Here is a 21,140-nt window from a genome sequence, read left to right as displayed (position 1 = left end):
GCAGTATGTCTTCTTTCAATACTTTGCCAGCGGCCGATTCCTCGCGCCGGAGCTGGTTTAAAAAGCTGGGCGCGGTGCTGGGCGGTGGCCTGCTGCTGGGTAAAAGCCAGGCTGCCACCGCCAGCCCGCTGGGCGTGGCTGAAACGATGGGCAATACGTCGTTTCTGTCGGAAATCATGCTGGTTTCCTTCAATTTCGCCCCCAGAGGCTGGGCCCAGTGCAACGGCCAGCTGCTGCCCATCAACCAGAATCAGGGTTTATTCTCGCTGCTGGGCACCATGTACGGCGGCGATGGACGAACGAATTTTGCCCTGCCCGATTTGCGGGGCCGCGTAGTGGTAGGCGACGGGGCCAACTTTTCGCTGGGCCAGCGCGGTGGGGAGGAGGCGCATCGGCTACTGGCCAGCGAGATTCCGCAGCACGTGCACGGCCTCAAAGCCAGTACCGCCACGGGTACTACCAGCCTCTCGGGTACCGCCAGCCCCACGGTGCATAACTACCTGGCTAACAGCGGGGGCGGCGTGCCCCAGTACGGTGGCGATATCAACACGCAACTGGCCAGCTCAACGGCGGTAAACCCGCCCGTTAACGTGTCCGGCGCCATTGGGGGCAGCCAGGCCCACGAAAACCGCCAGCCGTACATCTGCCTCAACTACATCATCTGCCTGCAAGGCATTTTTCCTTCCCAGACCTAGCCGTGCCACTACGTTCTACTACCCCTGTCGGCCCGGCCCAGCCGGCCCGCCGGAGCCTGCTCAAGCGTTTGTCGGGCTTGGTGGCCGGCAGTTTCCTGGCCGGGCCGTTGCAGGCGCTGCTGGGCCGCGCCACCCCCGCCGCCGCCGGTACCCTCTCGGGCGGCGACGGCGTATTTGTGGCGGAAATAATTACGGTACCGTTCAATTTTGTGCCCCGGGGCTACGCCCGTTGCGACGGTCAACTGCTGCCCATTTCCCAAAACACGGCCCTTTTCTCGCTGCTGGGCACTATGTACGGCGGGGATGGCAAATCTACGTTTGCCTTGCCCAACCTGAACGGCTGCGTGGCGGTAGGCGCGGGCCAGGGCCAGGGCTTGAGCCTCTACGACCTGGGCCAGACCGGCGGCAGCGCCACGGTTACGGTGCTGGAAAGTGAGCTGCCCGCACACAGCCATCTGCTGGACCTGACCTACAGTACCGAACTGGGTACGCTAAGCTCCCCCGATAATGCCTATCTGGCCAGCAATGGCTCGGGCCGGGCGCAGTACGAGGCTACCGGCACCGGGTACATGGCCAGCGGGGCAATTGGCGGGGCTCTCCCGCACAACAACCTGCAACCCTATCTGACGCTCACCTACTGCATTGCCCTGCAGGGCATTTTTCCGCCACGCGGGTAGCCTGCTTTCTTTCTTCCTATGAAGCACTCTTTACTTATCTGTGGGGCCCTGGTGGCTGCCGCGCCAGTCGTGGGCCAGGGCTTATCCAACCAGGGTGCCATACTATCCATTCAGTCGGGCGCGCAGGTGTCGGTGGTGGGCGACGTGACCGTGAGCAGCGGGGGGACCATTGATAATGCGGGCACCCTCAGCCTCACTGGCAACTGGACCAACGCTACCACTGGCGGCGTGCTCACGCCCGCCACGGGCACCGTGCGGCTCACGGGCACCACTGCTCAGCAGATTGGTGGCGCCACGCCCACCACGTTTCACTCCTTAGATGTAAGCGGTGCCACCGGCCCGGTGCAGCTGGCCACTGATGTTTCGGTGGGCACTACGGGCGGCGTGCTGACGCTGGGGGCCACGCAGGTGCAGCTTAATTCCCGCACGATTACGCTCAACAACGGCGCGGCTTCGGCCCTGAGCCAGACGACGGGCCGGCTGGTAGCCGAAACTACCCCGGCGGCCGGCTACGGTCGGCTGGTGTGGGTAATCGGCTCCAATACGGGCACCTACACGGTACCTATGGGCACCAGCACCGCCCCGCTCGCCATGACGGCGGCCATTACGGCTGCTGGCAGCAGCAGCGGCAACCTGTCATTTACCACCTACCCCACGCCGGCCAACAACCAGCCGTTGCCGGCTGGGGTATCGTCGTTGCAGGGCGACGCCAACTATGCCCTCGACCGGTTCTGGATTATCACGCCGGCTAACTACACCATCACGCCCACCTCTACGCTCACGCTGGGCTACCAGGACAGCGAGTGGAATACCAGTCCCAACACCATCACGGAAAGCCGCCTGCGCCTCCAGCGCTGGAACGGTAGCAACTGGGAGCCTTCGCAGGGCAGCGTAAACCCCACGGCCAACACCCTCACCTCCGACCTGCAGAACACCTACGGCACCTTTGCTTCTTCCGACCTCAACCGTCCGCTGCCGGTAACGCTGGTAAGCTTCACGGCGCAGGCCCAGGCCCGGAACGCCCTGCTCAGCTGGAATACGGCCCAGGAGTTGAATAACAAGGGGTTTGAGGTAGAAGTGAGCCTGGATGGTATCAATTTTCGTCGGCTGGGCTTTGTAGCCGGGCACGGCACTACGGCCGCGGCCCAGCAATACCGCTACACCGATGCCGGTGCTGCCCGGCGCGGTACGCTGCAGTACTACCGCTTGAGCCAGCTTGATACTGATGGCACTGCCACCTACTCGGCAGTGCAAACGGTGACCTTCGCGCTGCAGCCCGCCTCCATTGCCGCCTGGCCCAACCCCACGCCCGATACCTACACCCTGCTGCTCACGGCCGCCCGGGCCCAAACGGTGCAGCTGACCATGCATGATGCCGTTGGCCGCCAGGTAAGCCAGGTATCGGTGCCGCTGCAGGCTGGGGAAAACCAGCTGCCCGCCACCTTCACCGAAACGCAGCCGGCGGGTGTATACATCCTCTCAGGGATGATAGATGGGCAGATAGTTCGCACGCGGATAGTGCGGCAGTAAGCGCGAGTTCAGGTAGTAAAGGCCAAACCCGGGAAAGAATAAACTTTTTTCCAAGGTTTGGCCTTTACCTTTGCTGCCAGATGAGAATGATTCTCCTCTGTTGAGCCTGATTTTTTTCACCAAATACCCCCCGAATGTCCGTTACGAAAGCCACCGACGCCGATTTCCAGCAGCTACTTCAGGAGAACGAGAAAGTAGTGGTGAAATACTACGCCGATTGGTGCGGCAACTGCCGCCTGTTCTCGCCCAAGTTTAAGCGCCTGGCCGAGCAGAACGAAGGCATGGCCTTCTTGGACGTAAACGCCGAAACCAGCCCTGAGGCCCGCAAACTGGCCAGCGTCACCAACCTGCCCTTCTTCGCGGTGTTCCGCAACGGCGAGCTGGTAGATACCGTGGCTGCCAGCAAGGAAGAGGCCGTAGCCAGCCTAATTTCGCGCCTGAACTAAGCCCGCTCCGTCATGAAAATGCCCGTAATCAAGCGGCTGGTGGAAAGCCAGTCGCTGGAAAGCCTGGTGGCCGCCGAGCAGGCCATTTTGGAGGAGCAAACCCCCGCTTTTGAGGTAGAAGGCGAGGACGAAGGCGAACAGTTGACCCATGTGTTTGCGGCCATCTTCATCCTCAACCACATGCAGGACAACGGCTCCGACTTCAAAACTGCCCTCCGCGAGTACACCGCCAAAGTCCGCGTGAGCATCAGCTAGGCGGTGAAATGGTGAGTTTGATGTTTAAACTGCGCAATAGGCGCTGCCGAAACATCAAACTCACCATTTCACTATCTCACCATTTCACCTTTAAGCCGGTATACGCCGGGCGTGCTGGTAGCTTCGTACCGGCCAAAAATGGCGGGTATCTTGTATTGCAAATCCGGCACGATGCCCCGTTGGTCGATGAGGTAGCGGGGCGGGGCCGTGCGGAAGTTGCGGGCTACCCGGAAAATGGCGTCGTATTCATTCAGATGACCGAAATCGGCCTGCGCCAGCTGCCAGTCGAGGTAGGGCGTGGCTAAACGGTTCTGCAGGTACGGGCGCATATCGGGACCCAGTACCAACAGCTGCTGCCCCTGCAGAAAACGGTAGCGGGCCGTGGGCTGCACGGCGTAGCGGCTCTCCAAAGGAAGCTGCAGAACGTTCTCTAGAAACAATGCCGAGCGGTAACGCACCACTAGTACGGCTCCCACCACCGCCAGCAACAGCATTTCCGGTACCCAGGCCCGCCGGCTTTTCTGCCACAGATACAAACTGAAATACGTGAGTGGCGGCAAGGCCAGTACCAGCATGCCCGGTGCCGTGCCACCACTGGCCGCCGCCATAGCCCCGGCTACCAGCAGCCACACCAGCATCAGTTGCTGAAACTTCACCTGAAACACCAGCCCCGGCGGAATAGCGAAGCTGCGCCCCAAACCCAGTACCAGTACCAGCCCTGGCAGCACCAGCAGCCGCAGCTGCAGCCACAGCGGAAGCCCATCGGCCCCGGCTACCAGCCCGCTCAGCGTGGGCCGCAAATGAAACTGTGCGAAGCCCGGCAAGGAGTCGGTATACAGGAAAAAGGTGGCTACTACCGCGTACGGAAACAGGAAGCCGCACACCAGCAGCAAAAAGCTTCGGAACGAGTTGGCCGCGAAGATGATAACGGCAAATAGGCCTAGCAGCAGAAACAAGGCCAGCGGCAGGTAGCACAGGGCCGCCACCCCAGTCAGGAAGCCGGCCCGGAACAGCCGGCGGTTGTCGTACCCCTCCCGCGAGGTGGGCAGTAGTGCGCTCATGCCGGCAATCAGAAACGTGTGGCCCAGCAGCAGCGGCGAGAGAATGTCCAGGTCGGTGGTGATGGAGCCGAGCAGCAGGTACACCAGCGCCGCCACGTAGCCCCGCTCCGGATGTACATCGGCCCGGTTGAGTACGAAGTTGAACCGCAGCGCCTGAAACGTGAGCAGGGCCAGGGCCAGCACCCGGTAAAGCCACAGCGGCCGGTTGCCTACCAGTTCCAGCAGCCCTGCTAAAGCCGCCGCCAGCGGCGCGGTGCTGTCGTACACGTCGCGGTACAGCAGGGCGCCGGCGTGCAGCCGCTCCCCAATGAGCAGGCCGCGCAACTCCACGGGCATCAGCGGAATACCCCACCACAACAGCGGCACCCGCAGGGCCAGTAGCAGCAGCAGCAGCACGAACAGGCGGGTGGGCAGGGAGCTTTTAAAGAATTGCAGCAAGAAGTCAGGCAGTTGACGCGTTTTGAGCGGAAGCAGTGGCGGTAGCAGCCGACAGCTGGTTACCGTGGCCCCACTCGTTCCGCTACAAATATAGCCCTCCCCGGGCCCACCGCCCGAATGGTGTATTTATCTCAACTACCCAACTCTTTAACTCCCTATCTTTGCGGATTCATATGGAAAGTAAACGACAGCAAAAAGTAGCCAGCCTGCTCCAGCAGGAGCTGGCCGCCGTATTTCAGCGCGACCTGCCGCACCTGTTCCCGGGTCTGCCACCCGGCATCAGCCTCGTGCGCGTTTCGCCCGACCTGGGCGTGGCCCGCGTGTACCTGAGCCTGCTCACCCTGGGCAAAACCGATAATACCGCCACCGAAGCCTTGGTGCAGGATAGCGCCAAAATTATCCGGCAGGCCCTGGCCCGGCGCGTGGGCAAGCAGCTGCGCATCGTGCCCGATCTGGTGTTCTTCCTCGATGACTCGGCCTCCTACGCCGCTCACATGGACCAGGTGTTCGGCGACCTGCACATTCCGCCCGCCCCCACCGAAGGCCCGTCGGATGCTGCGGATGAAACCGGCAGCGCCCCCAAACGCCCCAAACTCTTCGCCGACGAAGACGAGCTGTGAGGTGGTGAAATGGTGAAATGGTGAGTTTTTGCGCTGCCTGTTTCGCCATTTAGCATAGCCAACTCACCATTTCACCAACTCACCATCTCTCCTCCTTGTACTACGATCCGATTAAGAAGTCGCTCGGCGAAGTATTCAACCGCACGCCGCTGCTGCGTCGCCTCTTCTACCACCTGCTCGATTTGCTGCTGCTGCGTACCTGGCACGTCCATCGGGAACTGCGCCAGTGGTCCAGAGGCCGCACCAATGAGCCGCTGAACATCCTCGACGCCGGTTCCGGCTACGGTCAGTACACCTACTGGCTGTCGGGCCTGAGCCGCAAGTGGCAGATTCTGGCCGTGGACGTGAAGGATGATCAGGTAGCCGATTCCAACCGCTTCTTCCGCGAAATCGGGCGTACCAACGCCCAGTTTGCCGTGCAGGATCTGGTGCTGTATCAGCAGCCCAATTCCTTTGATCTGGCCCTGTCCGTGGACGTGATGGAGCACATTTTGGAAGACGTGGAAGTATTCCGCAACATTCACGCTTCCCTCAAGGACGGTGGCATGCTGCTTATTTCTACCCCCTCCGACCAAGGCGGCTCCGATGTGCATTCCGACGGCGAAACCAGCTTCATTGAGGAGCATGTGCGCGACGGCTACAACATTCACGAGATTCAACAGAAGCTGCGTACGGCTGGTTTCGAACGAATTGAGGCCCAGTACAGCTACGGCGAGCCGGGGCAGGTTTCGTGGCGTCTGAGCATGAAATACCCGATTCTGATGCTGGGTAAATCGAAGCTGTTTTTCCTGCTACTGCCCTTCTATTATCTGCTCACATTCCCGTTGTGCCTCATTCTGAACTGGTTTGATGCCAACACGGAGCACCAGTCGGGTACGGGGCTCATTGTGAAAGCCTGGAAATAGACCTTTTCAGTTGGGGCGCGTATCTTGCTCCTGATTATTCCGCTCCTATTTTCTCCACTTCGCCTTCCATCTAGCTCCGCCTCCGCGCCCCGCACGTGAACGTACCTTTGCTCATTGCCCGGCGTTATTTTCTCTCGAAGAAGAAGCGCAACATCATCAGCATCATCTCCAACATTTCCATGGTAGGCGTGGCCGTGGGAACGATGGCGCTGATTATTGTGCTGTCGGTATTCAACGGGCTGGAAGATCTGGTGCGCAGCCTCTACGGCAAATCCGACCCCGACCTGGTTATTTCGGCGGTGAAGGGCAAAGCGTTTGAGCTGCAGGCTCCCATGCTGGTCCATATTCGCCGTACGCCGGGCGTGGGCCTGGTCACGGAAGTAATCGAAGACAACGCCCTGCTGCAGTACCGCGACCGGCAGATGGTGGTGAAGATGAAGGGTGTCTCCAGCAACTACTACCACCAAAGCAACATCGATTCTGCCATTGTGGACGGCAGCCACCAGCTGCACCGCGACGGGCTGGACTACGCGCTGGTGGGCGCCGGCGTACAGCACGAGCTCAGCATCACACTCGACAATCGGTTTGCGCCCATGCACCTGCTGTATCCGCGCAACACGGGTAAGAAAACCCTCTCCATGAACCCCGAAACGGCGTTCAACGAACAGAATATTCTGGCCGGTGGCGTTTTCCTGATTGAGCAGCACATTGACGACAGCTACGTTTTCGTGCCCCTGCAGTTTGCCCAGGATTTGCTGCGGTACGGGAACCGCCGGACGGCCCTGGAGGTGAAAGCTACGCCCGGCCGGGACATTGCCGACGTGAAAGAGGCGCTCAAAAAGCAGCTCGGCCCCGGCTTTAAGGTGCTGGATTCCGATGAGCAGCACGTTTCCCTGCTGAAGGCCATTAAGGTGGAGAAGATGTTCGTGTTCATCACGTTTGCCTTTATCCTGCTGATTGCCAGCATCAACATCTTCTTCTCCCTCTCAATGCTGGTCATCGACAAGCGCAAGGACATGGCCGTGCTAATGGCTATGGGAGCCAGCACGCGCACTATCCGCAACATATTTCTGCTCGAAGGAGCCATTGTGGCGCAGGTGGGCGCCATTACCGGGCTGGTGCTGGGGGTGGGTATCTGCTGGCTGCAGCAAACCTTTCATATCGTGAGCATGGGTATGGCGACCAGTGTGGTGGACTCCTACCCCGTAAAAATGCAGCTCTCCGATGTAGTGCTGACCGGTATTGCCATCATTTTCATCACGATATCCGTGTCTATCCGGCCGGCTCTGAATGCAGCTAACCTTGACCTGCGCGAAAATCTGTAGAACTGGATTCAACTATATAATGTGCTGAGTAGTTGGTCCCGGGGTGGGAATTTCGGCCCTCCGAACTGAACAGGCACTACTATTTCGTCCCGAATTGAAACGGCAACCGCCCGCTCAGCTTCTGTAAGCTGGGTGGGCGGTTGTTTCTTTGCCAGAAACTATAACTATGAAAAGATAACTCCGTTACCTTCGTAGACTGCAAAGGGCAGTCGGACCATGTGGTTTGCTGGTTCTAACAGTTTAATGTAATTATTCTTGGATTAAATTTTACTTTTTGGCAGAAAACATAGTATTTAGCATTTGTTACTACTTCCAACACTGCACTTTAGTTGCCGACCATGAAGGTCTCTACTTCTCAGCCATTTCAGATTGTTTATTCGTTACTCGAGCACGAGTATCTGGGCTATTTATTTGAGTCCTATGTGGTGCAGCGCAACCAACGCGGCCAGCTGACGCTACAGCACCAGACGGTATCCGCTAAGAATGCTCCGGAATTTGCCGACGGCCTTGACGAAACAGATTTTGAGCTGATTGCCCTGACCGACCAGATTCAGCAGGATGTAGTGATTAAGGAATTCTGGTCAAAAAAAACCACGCCCGCCGAGTTTTTCCTGAAGATATACGACCCTGAGAAAGGCGACAAAGGCCTGCAGGACGCTATTTGCCAGTACGTGCAGGACCGGATGGGCCAGATTCTGGACCGCTTGCAAGGCAAGTACGTGTTCATCATGGGCAAGGATGGCGAACCTACGTGGCGCGAAATCGGGGTGGCCCCGGAGCCGGCCTCGGTGCTGTTCCACTTCCGCCGCAACGAGGAAAGCACCCACTATTTCCCCACCATTCAGTACCAGGGCCAGAAGCTCGACTTTCAGTACAAGAACGCGGTAATTGTGTGCGAGCAGCCGGCCTGGCTACTGCTGGGCGACATGCTCCATAACTTCCGCAACGATGTGGACGGCAAGAAGATCAAGCCTTTCCTCAACAAGAAGTTTATTGTGATTCCCCGGCAGGTGGAGGACAGCTACTTCCAGCGGTTTGTGGCCCCGCTGGTTGAGTCGTTCGACGTGCATGCCCGGGGCTTCGATATCCGCTCGGAGCGGTACGTGGCCCGGCCGCAGCTCACCTTTTCGGACGCGCCGCGTGCTGGTATGGTGGCCGTTGCGCCGGCCCGGCCCACTGTGGCGCGCCGGGGTTCGGGTGGCGCGGCGGTGGCTACTGTTGCGCCGCCCGTATCCGATCATATTCACTTCGACCTGAGCTTTCAGTACGGCGACCATACCGTGCACACTACCCACGACAAGCGGGTGTGCGTGAAGCTGGAAAAGAAGGAGGATAGCTATATTTTCCACCGGCTCATCCGTAACCTCGACCGGGAACAGGAAATTATTGCGGAGCTGCACGACCGGGCCCTGGAAGTGCGCAACGGCCGCGCGGTGCTGGAAAAAGCTACCGCCTTCCGCTGGCTGCACCACCACGCCGACGAGCTGGTGCGCATGGGCTTTACAGTGCAGCAGGGCGTTACTTCGGGGAAGGATTATTTCATCGGAGCCGTAACGGTGCAGGTGGGCATTACGGAAACCAACGACTGGTTTGACGTGCACGGCACCGTGCGCTTCGGCGAGTTTGAAATTCCCTTTATCAAGCTGCGGCCCTATATCCTCAACAAACGCCATGAGTTCCGGCTGCCGAACGGGCAGATTGCCATCATTCCGGAGGAGTGGTTCACGCAGTATCTGGAGTTGTTTGCCTTTTCGGAAGAGCACAACCATACGCTCACCCTGCGCAAGCATCATCTGGCGCTGGTATCAGACCTGCAGAATGGGAACCTGGCCACCGTGGTCATGTCGCGCAAGCTGGAGAAGCTGCGCGAGTTTGAAGCTGTGGAAGACCGACCCATGCCAGCCTCGTTCCGGGGGGAGTTGCGGCCTTATCAGAAAGCCGGCTACAACTGGCTTCACTTCGTGCAGGAATACCACTTCGGGGGCTGTCTGGCCGATGATATGGGGCTGGGTAAGACTATCCAGACGCTGGCGCTGCTGCTGCAACGCAAGGAAAGCGGTGCGGCTAAAGGCGCCGCCTCGCTGCTGGTGATGCCTACTTCGCTGGTCTACAACTGGATGACGGAGGCCTTCAAGTTCACGCCAGCCCTGCGGCTGCTCATTTATACGGGCACGTACCGCGACAAAAACGTGGAGCAGTTTGCCGATTATGATTTGGTGCTGACCAGTTACGGCATTGTGCGCCTGGACGTGGAATTGATGAAGTCGTACAAGTTCGACTACGTGATTCTGGACGAGTCGCAGGCCATCAAAAACCCCGGTTCTACCACCTCGCAGGCCGTGCGCGGGCTGCACTCCCGCCACCGACTGATTCTGACCGGTACGCCGGTGGAAAACAGCACGATGGACTTATGGTCGCAGATGTCGTTCATTAATCCCGGGCTGCTGGGCACGCAGGCGTTCTTCCGCAAGGAGTTCCTCAAACCCATTGAGAAGGGCAAGGACGAAGCCAAAACCAAGCGCCTGCACGCCCTCATCAAGCCCTTTATCCTGCGTCGTCACAAAGCGCAGGTGGCCAAGGAACTGCCCGAGAAGATTGAGAACCTGAGCTACTGCCCCATGACGGAGGAGCAGCAGCAGTGCTACGAAGAAACCAAGAGCTTTTACCGCAACCAGATTCTGCAGAGCATTGAGGAGCACGGCACGGCCAGCACCCAGTTTATGCTGCTGCAGGGCCTCACGAAGCTCCGCCAGATTGCCAACCACCCGCGCATGGCCCACGAGGACTACGAGCACGAGTCGGGGAAGCTGCGCGAGGTAATTCGGATGGTGAAAAGCGTGGTATCAGAAGGGCACAAGGTGTTGGTATTTAGTCAGTTTGTGAAGCACCTGGATATCGTACGGGCGGCCCTGGATGAGCGGCAGATTGAGTACGCCTACCTTGATGGCAACACCCGGGACCGGCACAAGGAAGTGGCCCGCTTCCAGGAAACCGAGGAGCTGCGGGTGTTTCTCATCAGCCTGAAAGCGGGCGGCGTGGGCCTCAACCTCACCGCCGCCGACTACGTGTTCATCCTCGACCCCTGGTGGAACCCCGCCGTGGAGGCCCAGGCCGTGGACCGCGCCCACCGCATCGGGCAGCAGCGCACGGTGTTCACTTACAAGTTCATCACCCAGAACACGGTGGAGGAGAAAATCCTGGCCCTGCAGAACAAGAAAATCCAGCTCGTCACCGACCTCATCACCACTGACGAGGCTATCATCAAGAGCCTCACCAAGGAGGATATTGAGGAGCTGCTGGGGTAAGAATTACATACGTATATACAGCATATGGGCTTATTCGACGCGCCAAAACCCGTTCGGGTAGAAATAAAAGGCCACACGCTGCAATGTATTATTTGTGGGCACCAGGGCTTCCACCGCAACGAGGTGAAGCTGGAACGTGCCGGGCTGTTCACTTCTGACTGGACCGACCCGCATGCCATCTGCTACGAGTGCGACAACTGCGGCTACCTGCACTGGTTCATGCCGAAGTAGGGGGCCGAGGCTTCGGCAAAACCCTGGGCCGCCGGCCGGGGTTTAGCCAGGTATGCATCTTTACCTCCGTACCCACGTTGCCGCCGCGCCCGCCCAGGTATGGCAGGGCTTTACCCGGGAGCTGTTTCTGGCGCTGGCCCCGCCGTTTCCGCCGTTCCGGCTGCGCCGCTTCGATGGCTGCCACCGCGGCGACGAGGTGCACATTGAACTGGGAGCCGGGCCGTTGCGCTACCTCTGGACTTCGCTTATTACCGACCACGGCGTTACGCCCGACGGCACATACTACTTCGTGGATGAGGGCCGGCAACTGCCGCCGCCGCTGCGCCAGTGGCGGCACCGCCACCTGATGCAGCCCGCGCCCGATGGCGGTACCTACATTGTGGAGGACCTGGAATACACGGCCGGCGCGGGTCTGCTGGACCGGCTGCTGTGGCCGGCTATGTGGGCGCAGTTTGCGTGGCGCCGACCCATTTACCGCCGCTGGTTTGGGGCGCCCGGTAAGCCGCTGCTGCCTCAAAATGCGGCTACCGGCAGCGCAGTCGCCCCGACTGCCGTATAGGGTTCGTCGGGCCGCGTACCTTGTGGCTTCTTCCGGTTCTGCCCATGCCTGTTTCTACTACTCCCGCCCGCCGTGCGCGGTTTTTTTCTCGCTGTCCGCTGGTACTGTTGGTACTGCTAATGGCCGCTGGCTGCCGCAGTTCGCAGTTGGCCTACCAGTTCCGGCCCGCCCCGGTAAAGCAGCAGCTGATTGTATCTGAGCCGCCGCCAGATATTGCAACAGGCGGGAATTCTTCCGAAGCTACTGTAACTGCCAAGCCCACAGACAAGCTGCAGCCGGCTACCCAGCAGCGGCCGAAACCGCGGCAGGTGCGCCAGCAGATGCGGCAGGCTCTGGCTCAGTTCCGCACGACTCCGGCACTGAAGCTCCGCGCCAGCCAATCGGCTGGGCAGGCGTTGCGGACTACGGCCGGACCCCGAGAAACGACTGAAGTAGGCTTAGGAACCACCGTATTGGGTGTGCTGGGGCTGGTGGTGCTACCGGTTGCGCTAATTGGTTTGCTGATCTGGGGCGGGCCGGTGTGGGCCGTGCTGGCCGGCCTGGCGGCCCTAGCGGTGCTGATAGCTTACCTCGACCCGTTCGGTTAGTCATCTGATGCAGTGGGGTGGGGCCGATTGGGTTACCTTTGCAGTCCAATTCTTCACGCTGCTGCTTATGACCTCTGCCATCGTCACTCTCAAACCCGGAAAAGATCAGTCCCTGCGCCGTCGGCATCCGTGGGTATTTTCGGGGGCCATTGCCCGTTTGCAGGGCGAGGTGGTAGAAGGCGAAGTGGTGACGGTGCAGGCTTCTAACGGGGAAGTGCTGGGCGTGGGTCACTACGCCCCCGGTTCCATTGCCGTGCGCATGCTCGATTTTGGTCCCGATGCCCAGCTGCCCGACGCGGACTTCTGGGAAGCCCGCCTACGCAATGCCTACCAGCTGCGCCAGGGCCTGGGCCTCACGGGAACCGGTAACACCAACGTGTACCGCCTCACCCACGCTGAGGGCGACGGCGTGCCCGGTCTCATTATCGACGTGTACGGCGACACGGCTGTGGTGCAGACGCACAGCGCGGGCATGTACAAGGCCCGTCCGCTCATTGCGGAAGCGTTGCAGGCCGTCATTCCCGGGCTACGGGCCATTTACGACAAGAGTGCCGAAACGGTACCGGCTAAAGCAGCCCCGGGGACTCAGAACGGCTATCTGTTCGGCAGCGGCAGCGGGCAGGAGCACATTGTGTACGAAAACGGCCATCCGTTTGCCGTGGATTGGGAAACGGGCCAGAAAACCGGCTTTTTCATCGACCAGCGCGACAACCGGAGCCTGCTGGCCCGCTACGCGCCCGGCCGCCGGGTACTCAATACGTTCTGCTACACTGGCGGCTTCAGCTCCTACGCTTTGCAGGCCGGGGCCGAGCTGGTGCATTCCGTGGATAGCTCGAAGCGCGCCATTGAACTCACGGAGCGCAATGCCGCTCTCACTGGCCTCGAAAGCAAGCACGCTGCCTACGCTGAGGATGTGTTCAGCTTCATGAAAAACAGCCAGGAACAGTACGATCTAATTGTGCTCGACCCGCCGGCCTTTGCCAAGCATCTCTCAGCCCGCCACAACGCCTTGATGGGCTACAAGCGCCTGAACGCGGCCGGCATCCGCCAGATTGCGCCCGGGGGCCTGCTATTTACCTTCAGCTGCTCGCAGGTGGTATCAGCCGAGCTGTTCGAGGGGGCTGTGCTGGCGGCGGCTATTGAAGCCGGCCGCCCGGCCCGCATCCTGCACCGCCTCACCCAGCCCGCCGACCATCCCGTGAGTCTGTTCCATCCCGAAGGTGAATACCTGAAAGGCTTAGTGCTGGCCGTGGAGTAAGCTCGGCAACAACAACCAAACAGAAAAGGCCGGGCGAAGCTGCTGCTTCGCCCGGCCTTTTCTGTGACGCGGTAAAAACCAGGAGCCGGGCTGCACCCCTAACAGGCAGACCGGCTCCGGTATTACCCCACTGGCCAAGGAGAGCCAGCAGGGAAGGCAAACAGTGTATTTTTCTCCGGCACTTGCCGGGATAGAGGAGCTCTGGTAGCTCCGTTTTTCATCCCCGAAAGCGGAACGTAACGCGGGCTTATTTATACTGATAATACCGGACGTAGTCTACCTGCATCTGTTGCGGGAAGGTGGCTGAGCCGTCGGGGTTGCCATCGAATAGCCCGCCCACGGCCAGGTTCAGAATCATGAAAAAAGAGTTGTTGAAAGGGAAGGGAGAACCCTCTGTGCTGGTGTAAGTGTAGTATGGAGTAGCCGCGCCATCCAGGTAGAAGCGGCTCATGTTCTTGCTACGCACTACGCTGTAGGTATGGAAGTCAGCCGACAAGTCGGTTGTGAGCTTTTCGGTGGTGCCCCGATACTCGTGGGTGCCGCTGCTGTTAGCAAAATGCATAGTGGAGAGCAGCTCGGTGGGGCGGCTGCCCCGTAGCTCCATAATGTCAATTTCGCCGCACTTAGGCCAGTTGTTCTGGTCAATGTCAGCCCCCAGCATCCAGATGGCAGGCCATACGCCTTTGCCCTTTGGAATCTTCGCCCGAATATCGAGACGGCCGTACTGGAAGCTTTGCTTACCCTTGGTAATCAGGCGGGCCGAGGTGTAGCTGTTGCCCGTCTGTAAAGCCTGAATGGTGAGCTTGCCGTCGCGCACAAAGGAATTGTCGGGGGAGCTGGTATAGGTTTGCAGCTCCTGGTTGCCCCAGCCGCCGCCGCCCAGCTCATTGGTCCATTTGCTCTGGTCCAAGGCCGCGCCATCAAATTCGTCGCTCCATTTCAGGTCGGTGTACTCTCCGTACTCCTTGGCGCTTTCGTTGGCAACCGGCGTTACCGGGGTGGGGGCGGGAATGTTCTTGGTTTTGGTTTCGGTGCAGGCCGACAGACCCAGCGCAAGGCTGGCCGCCAGCAGGCCGAAATGAAACCGGAAGTGATTTTTCATGGGAAAGGAGGCTACGTAAACCAGCACAAGGCGTCAGGTGCCAGGGCAGGTTTTACAAAGCCGGCCGAAGTGGTACCTCCAGCCGGCTTTGCGGTACAGGGTGGAACAGAAGGCCTATTTCACCACTAGTTTCATGGTGAATACTACGCCGGCCGTAGGAAGCCCGGCCCGCAACACCATCCGCTGATTATCAATGGAGATGATGCGGTACACTAGGTCAGGAGCATCGGTAACGCCGATGAACGTGCCCGGCGTTGCCAGCGTAAGCTGCGCCACTCCGGCTCCGGTAGCGGCCCCGAACGTGAAGGGCGTGGATTTCGAGCGGGGAGCCTGGCACCCGCCGCCGGCACCGGCTACCAGGGTTTCTGCCTTGGCATCGTAGGTGTACACGTTGGCCGTGCTGAAGGTAAACTCGTCATCGGACTGGCAGCCGGGCAGGGCACCCGCCGGGCCGCCGGCGTAATAGCTGGTGGGGTCAGCATCGTTGGGACCTACCACAATGGCCGCCGCCTGACTGTTATCCAGCTTCCAGGTGCGCGACGAGCCACCAGTGAGCAGTTGGTTAACAATGTTGAGCGGAGAAGCAATGACTACATCCTGAGTTTGGGAAGTAGTTGCCCCGCCCCGGCCCGCCGCCGTGAGCTTCACCTTCATGGTGCCGCCCTTGGCGTAAGTGTGGGTAACCGTCTGGCCCGAGCCGATGGTACCATCACCAAAATCCCACTGATACAGGAAGGCATCAGTGCTGGTGCTGGTGAAGGTAACTTCGGAGGTGAGGCCGACTACTTTGGGCGTGGTGGAAGTGAAGCTGACGGTAGGCTTGGGGCCTTCCAGCTTGCCGTCTTCGTCTTTATCACAAGCGGTGAAGAGCAGTGAGCCGGCCAGAAGGACCAGGGCTGCCTTGTTCCATGTATGTTTCATTGTGCTGAAAAGCTGAAATCGTCCGTGAAAAATGAGCCTAGTAGCCGGGGTTCTGCACCAGCCCGGGGTTGGCATCCAGCTCCGACTGCGGAATAGGAAGCACCAAGTGGGTTTTGGTCGGGATACCCCGCACGGCCCCGATGTTGAGGGAGCGTAGATAGGCGGCCTGGGCCGTCATCACCGGAATAAGGCCGTACGGCGTGCCATCGTAGCGCTTCAGGTCAAACCACCGGTCAAACTCAAAGGCCAGCTCGTACTTACGCTCCTTCAGAACCGCGGCCGTGAAGTCTGCGGTACCGGCCGTGAGGTCACGGGCAGGGGAAGCGGTGTTGATGTCCAGACCGAAAGCCCGGCGACGGACTTTGTTAATGGCTTCCAGCCCTTCAGTAGTCGGTCCAACAGCCTCGGCCAGAATCAGGTACATCTCGGACAGGCGCAGTACCGGCACGTTCAGGGGCGAATCCCAGATGTTGGTGTTCACCTTGCCTACAAACCACTTCTTGCAGTTGTAGCCGAATGGTGAGCCAGTGGCTTTGGCCGATTGTTTACCGCCGTCGGGATAAGCGTCGCCGGGCACCCAGACGGTAGCGGTCTTGCGCGTATCACCGGCCTCATAACCATTCACGAAATCGGGCTCGGGGATGTTAAAGCCGTAGCCGCTACCGGGCGTCTGGTTGGCACCCCGGGGACCGAAGAACTCATTCATCGACGAGCCCACGTTGTTGCGGTCATATTCATTCCGACCGTTCACGTACTGAATTTCGAACAGTGACTCTTTGCCGTTCTCGTTGGCTACCTTGAAGTTGTCGCCGTAGTTGGCCCACAGCGACTTACCTGAGCCGGTAATAACTTCCCGGGCACGCTGCGCGGCTTCGGTTTTCTTGCCCTGGGTGATATACACCTTCGCCAGCAGGCCCGTAGCTGCCCACTTGGTAGCCCGTCCCAAATCGGCGCCGCTGTAGGAGCCCGGCAGGTTGCCGATGGCGTCTTTCAGATCCTGCTCAATCTGGGCATATACCTGGGCCGCGGGAGTGCGCGGAATATTTACCGCCTCAGGGCTGGCCGGTGGGCTGGTGAACAAAGGCACGTCGCCGTAAGCGCGCACCAGATCGAAGTAGTATTTGGCCCGCAAAAACTGCGCCTCGCCCAGGCACCGCTTCTGAATGTCAGCATCCATGCCCTGAATGCCAGGGACCTTCTGCAGTACAATATTGGCCCGCTGCACCCCAATGAAGCAGCCGCCCCAGAGACGGTTCGTCACAATGTTGGTAGACGGAATGCTGAAGGCTTCCAGCTGCTTGTACTCAATACCATCGTTGCCGTCGTCGCCACCCGTTACCGAGATGTCGGCCATGATATCGAAAGCCCACATGGACAGGTTGTACTGGCCTTCCTTGGTCAGTTCGCTGTAAGCCGCCGTTACGGCCTGAATGGCGTCGGTTTGGGTCTGGTAAAAGTTGATATCCGTTACCTGGTCGGAAGGAGCTTCTTCTAGGAACTTCTCGGTGCAGCCAACCAGCAAGCCTAATGACAGCAGGAAAGCACTGCAGGTGAGTTTTGAAATAGTCATGATGAGGGGGTGGGAAGTAAAAGGATTAGAACCCAATGTTCAGGCCGCCCATGAACACGCGCGCCTGTGGGTAGATACCCAGGTCAACACCGCTGGCACTCACCTCCGGGTCATAGCCGGTGTATTTGGTGAGCGTCGCCAGGTTCTGGGCCGTGAAGTACACGCGTAGCTGCGAGGCCGAAATACGGCTCATAATGCTTTTGGGCAGCGTGTAGCCGAAGGTCAGGTTTTTGAGACGCACATACGAGCCATCCTCAATGAAGTGCGTGGATACCCGCAGGTTGCGGTTGGGGTCGCCATTGATGGCACGCGGCACGTCGTTGCTGGTACCTTCGCCGGTCCAGCGGTTCAGGATGCGGGTCGTGCCATTGGTGGTGCTATACAGCGCGCTTTCCGTGATGTAGCGGTTGAGGTTGTACACATCATTGCCCTGTACGCCCTGAATGAAGAAGCTCAGATCAAAGTTCCTGAAATTCAAAGTATTGGTGATGCCGAACGAGAAGTTGGGGTTCGGATTGCCGATGAACGTGCGGTCGAGGTCGGTAATTACACCGTCGCCGTTGGTGTCCCGGAAGCGAATGTCGCCGGGGGCTGTGCCGGTTTCCTGCTTGGGCGCGGCGTCTACTTCTGCCTGGGTCTGGAACAGGCCATCGGCCTGGAAGCCGTAGAATGAGCCAAACGCCTGGTTTACATCATAGCGCACAATGGTGCCGCTCAGGGAGCCCTGCCCGTTGTAGGGTAAACCGGCACCCAGGTCTTCCAGCTTGGTTTTGAAGGCCGACACGTTCAGGGTAGTACTCCAGTTCAGGTCCTGACCGCTGCCAGTGAAGTTGTGCGAGGTCAGGCTCACGTCGATACCCCGGTTGTAGGCGGAGGCGGCGTTGCCCGGCACCGATTCGTAGGTGCCCGAAACCAAGGAGGGAGGAATGTTGGCAATCAGGTTGGGCGAGTTCCGGTTGTAGAGGTCAATAGTGGCCTCAAAGCGGTTATCCAGCAAGCCCAGGTCGATACCGAAGTTCGCCTGATCGTTGTATTCCCAGCGTAGATTCGGGTTGGCCAGGCGGGTAGGAGCTCCCCCAATGTTGATGGCTCCATCGGGACCGAGCGGGTAGTTGGCTCCGAAGCGGATAGCGTACAGATACGCGAACCGGTCGGCGTTCAGTTCATTGCCCACGCGGCCGTAGCCGGCACGTACCTTCAGGTTGCTGATGAGGCTGTTGCCCTTGAGGAAGTCTTCCTCCGAGATGCGCCAGCCCACCGAAGCGCCGGGGAAAAACCCGAATTTCTCCCCGGTCTGAAAGCGGGAGGAACCGTCGCGGCGGACAGTAGCCTGGAAGATATACTTCCCGGCAAACTCGTAGTTGACGCGGCCGAAGAGGCTGGCCAGTCGCCGGCGGGTATCAATGGTGCCGCCGTTGTTGAGCAGCGTGTTGATTGGGCCCGCGTTAATTGTCTGCAGGTCGTTGCGCAGATAGAGGGAACGGTATGCCTGTACGTTGCTGAAATTGAACTCCTGGGCTGATTGGCCCAGCAGCAGCGTGAACTGGTGCTTATCGGCAAACAGATGGTCGTAGGTAGCCGTGTTTTCAATCAGGTACGTGGGCGCGTAGCTGGAAGTAGCCGATGCGCCGGCCGTGATGTAGCGCTGAGTGTAGCCAGCCAGTTCCGGGCCTTTGGGGGCAAAGCTGTTGAAGTTGTCGAAGATCAGGTCGGCACCCACGTTGGTGCGGAAGCGTAGGCCTTTGATGGGCTCCAGCTCGGCAAAGAAGGTGGTAATGGCCCGGTTACGGGTAAAATTCTGATTCACGCGCTGCGAAGTAGCCAGCGGGTTTTCCTCTGTAAAGTTGTCGTCAACGCTGTTGGGCTGGTACCAGTAGCCATCGGGGCGGTAGGGCTGCACCGTGGGCGGAATGCGCAGCAGCTGCTGCACCGCGCCGTATTCGCCATTGTTGCTCGTTACCTGCCGGTCGCTCAGGTGCGTCAGCGAGATGCTGTTACCCACCTTAAGCATACGGCCTACCTGCACGTCGCCATTGGCCCGCAGCGTAAACCGCTCGAAGTTGGTGCCCAGGATGATACCGTCCTGCTGGAAATACGTGCCCGACAAGGCGTAGCGGGACTTTTCGCTGCCGCCGGTGGCGGAAAGGGAGTAGTTCTGGATTTTGGCCCGGCGGAACAGCAGGTCCTGCCAGTCGGTGCCTTCGCCCAAAGCCGAAGGGTTGCGCAGCTTGTCCAGAGCAATCGGCTTGCCAGCTGCCAGCAACGACTCATTGTTGATGGTGGCGTATTCCTCGGCGTTGAGCAGGTCCAGCTTGCGGGCTACCGTCTGCACGCCCCGGTACACGTCTAGGTTAAAGGTAGACTGCCCGGCCTTACCGCGCTTGGTGGTGATGATAACCACCCCGTTGGCGGCCCGAACCCCGTAAATAGCCGTAGCCGAGGCGTCTTTCAGGATGTCAATCGACTCAATATCATTAGAGCTGATGGCATTGAGCTGGTTGTCGCCGCCATCGGGCAGCGGAAACCCGTCCACTACGTAGAGCGGGTTGTTGTTGCCGGCGGAGGTAATACCACGTACCCGCACGGCGGTACCGGCGGCTCCGCCCGGAGCTCCACCGTTGGAGGTGATGGTTACGCCGGCCACTTTGCCCTGGATTGCCTGCGTCACATCGGGCACCGGCTGGCGCACAATGTCAGCGGCCCCAACAGACGAAATGGCGCCTGTTACGCTGCCGCGCTCCTGGGTGCCGTAGCCCACTACCACCACTTCGCTCAGGGCGCGGGCGTCTTCCGCCAGCGTTACGTTAACGGACGTAGAAGCCCCGGTTACCGGCACCTCACGACGGGTGAAACCAACGTAGCTGATAACCAGCGTGGAGTTTTCCGGTGCGTTCAGGCTAAAGCGGCCGTCCGCATCGGTAGTGGCCCCGATGGTAGTTCCCTTAACAATAACGGTCACGCCCGGTAGCGGGTCCCCGTTGCTCTGAGTCACGCGACCCGAAACAGGAACATCGGCCAGCGTGGCGAAGCGGGTGGCGGCTTCCGGCGCGCCAATGGGAGTGGCTGCCAGCGACGGCAGGGTTGGCAAACCGCAGGCCGCCAGCCACAATGCCCGGCGGAACGCCTGAGTGTAGAGGTGTTGGTTCATTGATGTGTGGGAATTGAGGGAAGTAAAAGCAGGTAAAAAAACCGGTGATAGTGGGCCTGATCCTGGGAAGATGCGGCTACCGGAGAAATCGAAAAAACGGCCGCATCCGCGTCACTGGTTTTGGGCAGTAGACTGGGATTGGCACTCAGAGGAGCAGTATACTCGGGCTGGATACTTACTTAAGGCAGGTGCTGATTGGGTACCGAAAGCAGCCTCTCAGAACCGGAGCAGTCAATGTATTCAGGGCCGCACAGCTGATAACGGCAGGAAGCTGTCCGGTAAATGGGAAGCCATGACCCAAATATATCCGACCTTGTTTTGGAAAAGCAATAGTGAAAAATGCCTATACGCGCTGAAAATGCGGTTTTTGAGCCTAAGTCACAACTGTGTTATACACTTACAACACACGTAAAAGCAACAATTATTGGGCTTGTAAGGCACCGTCGGGCTTTCCGACAGAGCAAATGCAGCACGTAAAAAACAATCAAAAAAACACCGGTTTTCGTC

Annotated in this window: 18 protein-coding genes; 13 read left to right on the top strand and 5 right to left on the bottom strand. The window is 59.3% G+C overall.

Going from position 1 to position 21,140, the window contains the following annotated elements:
- Nucleotides 1–5: 5 nt before the first annotated feature.
- From EI293_RS05695 to EI293_RS05675, 5 genes are all read left to right on the top strand, one after another.
- A complete protein-coding gene (locus EI293_RS05695; RefSeq protein WP_317127202.1) occupies nt 6–695 on the top strand; it encodes a phage tail protein in 690 nt (229 codons plus the stop codon).
- A gap of 2 nt (nt 696–697) precedes the next feature.
- Nucleotides 698–1,372: a phage tail protein gene (locus EI293_RS05690; RefSeq protein WP_317127201.1), complete on the top strand. Its 675-nt coding sequence runs from the start codon at nt 698–700 to the stop codon at nt 1,370–1,372.
- An 18-nt stretch (nt 1,373–1,390) separates the two neighbouring features.
- Nucleotides 1,391–2,902, top strand: coding sequence for a T9SS type A sorting domain-containing protein (locus tag EI293_RS05685; RefSeq protein WP_125436147.1), 1,512 nt, complete (start codon nt 1,391–1,393; stop codon nt 2,900–2,902).
- 134 nt (nt 2,903–3,036) lie between these two features.
- Nucleotides 3,037–3,348: a thioredoxin family protein gene (locus EI293_RS05680; protein WP_125436146.1), complete on the top strand. Its 312-nt coding sequence runs from the start codon at nt 3,037–3,039 to the stop codon at nt 3,346–3,348.
- 12 nt (nt 3,349–3,360) lie between these two features.
- Nucleotides 3,361–3,603 (top strand): DUF6952 family protein, encoded by a 243-nt coding sequence (locus EI293_RS05675; RefSeq protein WP_125436145.1) that lies wholly within the window; start codon nt 3,361–3,363, stop codon nt 3,601–3,603.
- A gap of 71 nt (nt 3,604–3,674) precedes the next feature.
- Here EI293_RS05675 and EI293_RS05670 read toward each other — a convergent pair whose 3' ends face one another.
- Nucleotides 3,675–5,102: a hypothetical protein gene (locus EI293_RS05670; RefSeq protein WP_125436144.1), complete on the bottom strand. Its 1,428-nt coding sequence runs from the start codon at nt 5,100–5,102 to the stop codon at nt 3,675–3,677.
- A 173-nt stretch (nt 5,103–5,275) separates the two neighbouring features.
- Between EI293_RS05670 and EI293_RS05665 the strand changes: the two genes are divergently transcribed.
- From EI293_RS05665 to EI293_RS05630, 8 genes are all read left to right on the top strand, one after another.
- Nucleotides 5,276–5,722: a ribosome-binding factor A gene (locus tag EI293_RS05665; RefSeq protein ID WP_125436143.1), complete on the top strand. Its 447-nt coding sequence runs from the start codon at nt 5,276–5,278 to the stop codon at nt 5,720–5,722.
- A 95-nt stretch (nt 5,723–5,817) separates the two neighbouring features.
- Nucleotides 5,818–6,627, top strand: coding sequence for a class I SAM-dependent methyltransferase (locus EI293_RS05660; RefSeq protein ID WP_125436142.1), 810 nt, complete (start codon nt 5,818–5,820; stop codon nt 6,625–6,627).
- A 95-nt stretch (nt 6,628–6,722) separates the two neighbouring features.
- Nucleotides 6,723–7,952 (top strand): FtsX-like permease family protein, encoded by a 1,230-nt coding sequence (locus EI293_RS05655; protein WP_125436141.1) that lies wholly within the window; start codon nt 6,723–6,725, stop codon nt 7,950–7,952.
- Nucleotides 7,953–8,290: 338 nt separating this feature from the next.
- The gene (locus tag EI293_RS05650) at nt 8,291–11,257 is read left to right on the top strand and encodes a DEAD/DEAH box helicase (RefSeq protein ID WP_125436140.1); all 2,967 of its coding nucleotides are present in this window, start codon (nt 8,291–8,293) and stop codon (nt 11,255–11,257) included.
- A gap of 24 nt (nt 11,258–11,281) precedes the next feature.
- Nucleotides 11,282–11,488: a hypothetical protein gene (locus EI293_RS05645; RefSeq protein WP_125436139.1), complete on the top strand. Its 207-nt coding sequence runs from the start codon at nt 11,282–11,284 to the stop codon at nt 11,486–11,488.
- A 52-nt stretch (nt 11,489–11,540) separates the two neighbouring features.
- Nucleotides 11,541–12,047 carry an SRPBCC family protein gene (locus EI293_RS05640; RefSeq protein ID WP_211339476.1) on the top strand — a complete coding sequence of 169 codons (507 nt, stop codon included), beginning with the start codon at nt 11,541–11,543 and terminating at the stop codon, nt 12,045–12,047.
- Between the two features lie 44 nt (nt 12,048–12,091).
- Entirely contained in the window at nt 12,092–12,634 is a 543-nt protein-coding gene (locus EI293_RS05635; protein ID WP_125436138.1) for a hypothetical protein, read from the top strand.
- A 67-nt stretch (nt 12,635–12,701) separates the two neighbouring features.
- Nucleotides 12,702–13,892 (top strand): class I SAM-dependent rRNA methyltransferase, encoded by a 1,191-nt coding sequence (locus EI293_RS05630; protein ID WP_125436137.1) that lies wholly within the window; start codon nt 12,702–12,704, stop codon nt 13,890–13,892.
- A gap of 247 nt (nt 13,893–14,139) precedes the next feature.
- Here EI293_RS05630 and EI293_RS05625 read toward each other — a convergent pair whose 3' ends face one another.
- The 4 genes from EI293_RS05625 to EI293_RS05610 all read right to left on the bottom strand — a co-directional run bounded on the left by EI293_RS05625 (nt 14,140) and on the right by EI293_RS05610 (nt 20,633).
- Nucleotides 14,140–14,994 carry a glycoside hydrolase family 16 protein gene (locus EI293_RS05625; RefSeq protein WP_125436136.1) on the bottom strand — a complete coding sequence of 285 codons (855 nt, stop codon included), beginning with the start codon at nt 14,992–14,994 and terminating at the stop codon, nt 14,140–14,142.
- A gap of 114 nt (nt 14,995–15,108) precedes the next feature.
- Nucleotides 15,109–15,915 carry a PKD domain-containing protein gene (locus EI293_RS05620; protein WP_211339474.1) on the bottom strand — a complete coding sequence of 269 codons (807 nt, stop codon included), beginning with the start codon at nt 15,913–15,915 and terminating at the stop codon, nt 15,109–15,111.
- A gap of 37 nt (nt 15,916–15,952) precedes the next feature.
- Nucleotides 15,953–17,485, bottom strand: coding sequence for a RagB/SusD family nutrient uptake outer membrane protein (locus EI293_RS05615; protein ID WP_125436134.1), 1,533 nt, complete (start codon nt 17,483–17,485; stop codon nt 15,953–15,955).
- 25 nt (nt 17,486–17,510) lie between these two features.
- Complete coding sequence (locus tag EI293_RS05610) at nt 17,511–20,633, bottom strand: SusC/RagA family TonB-linked outer membrane protein (protein WP_125436133.1); 3,123 nt, start codon at nt 20,631–20,633, stop codon at nt 17,511–17,513.
- Nucleotides 20,634–21,140: the final 507 nt, after the last annotated feature.

The sequence above is a fragment of the Hymenobacter perfusus genome (assembly GCF_003944765.1).
In the GTDB taxonomy this organism is placed as follows: Bacteria; Bacteroidota; Bacteroidia; order Cytophagales; family Hymenobacteraceae; genus Hymenobacter; species Hymenobacter perfusus.
Note: the sequence above shows the minus strand (reverse complement) of the source record. Positions and strands in the feature narration are given on the sequence as shown.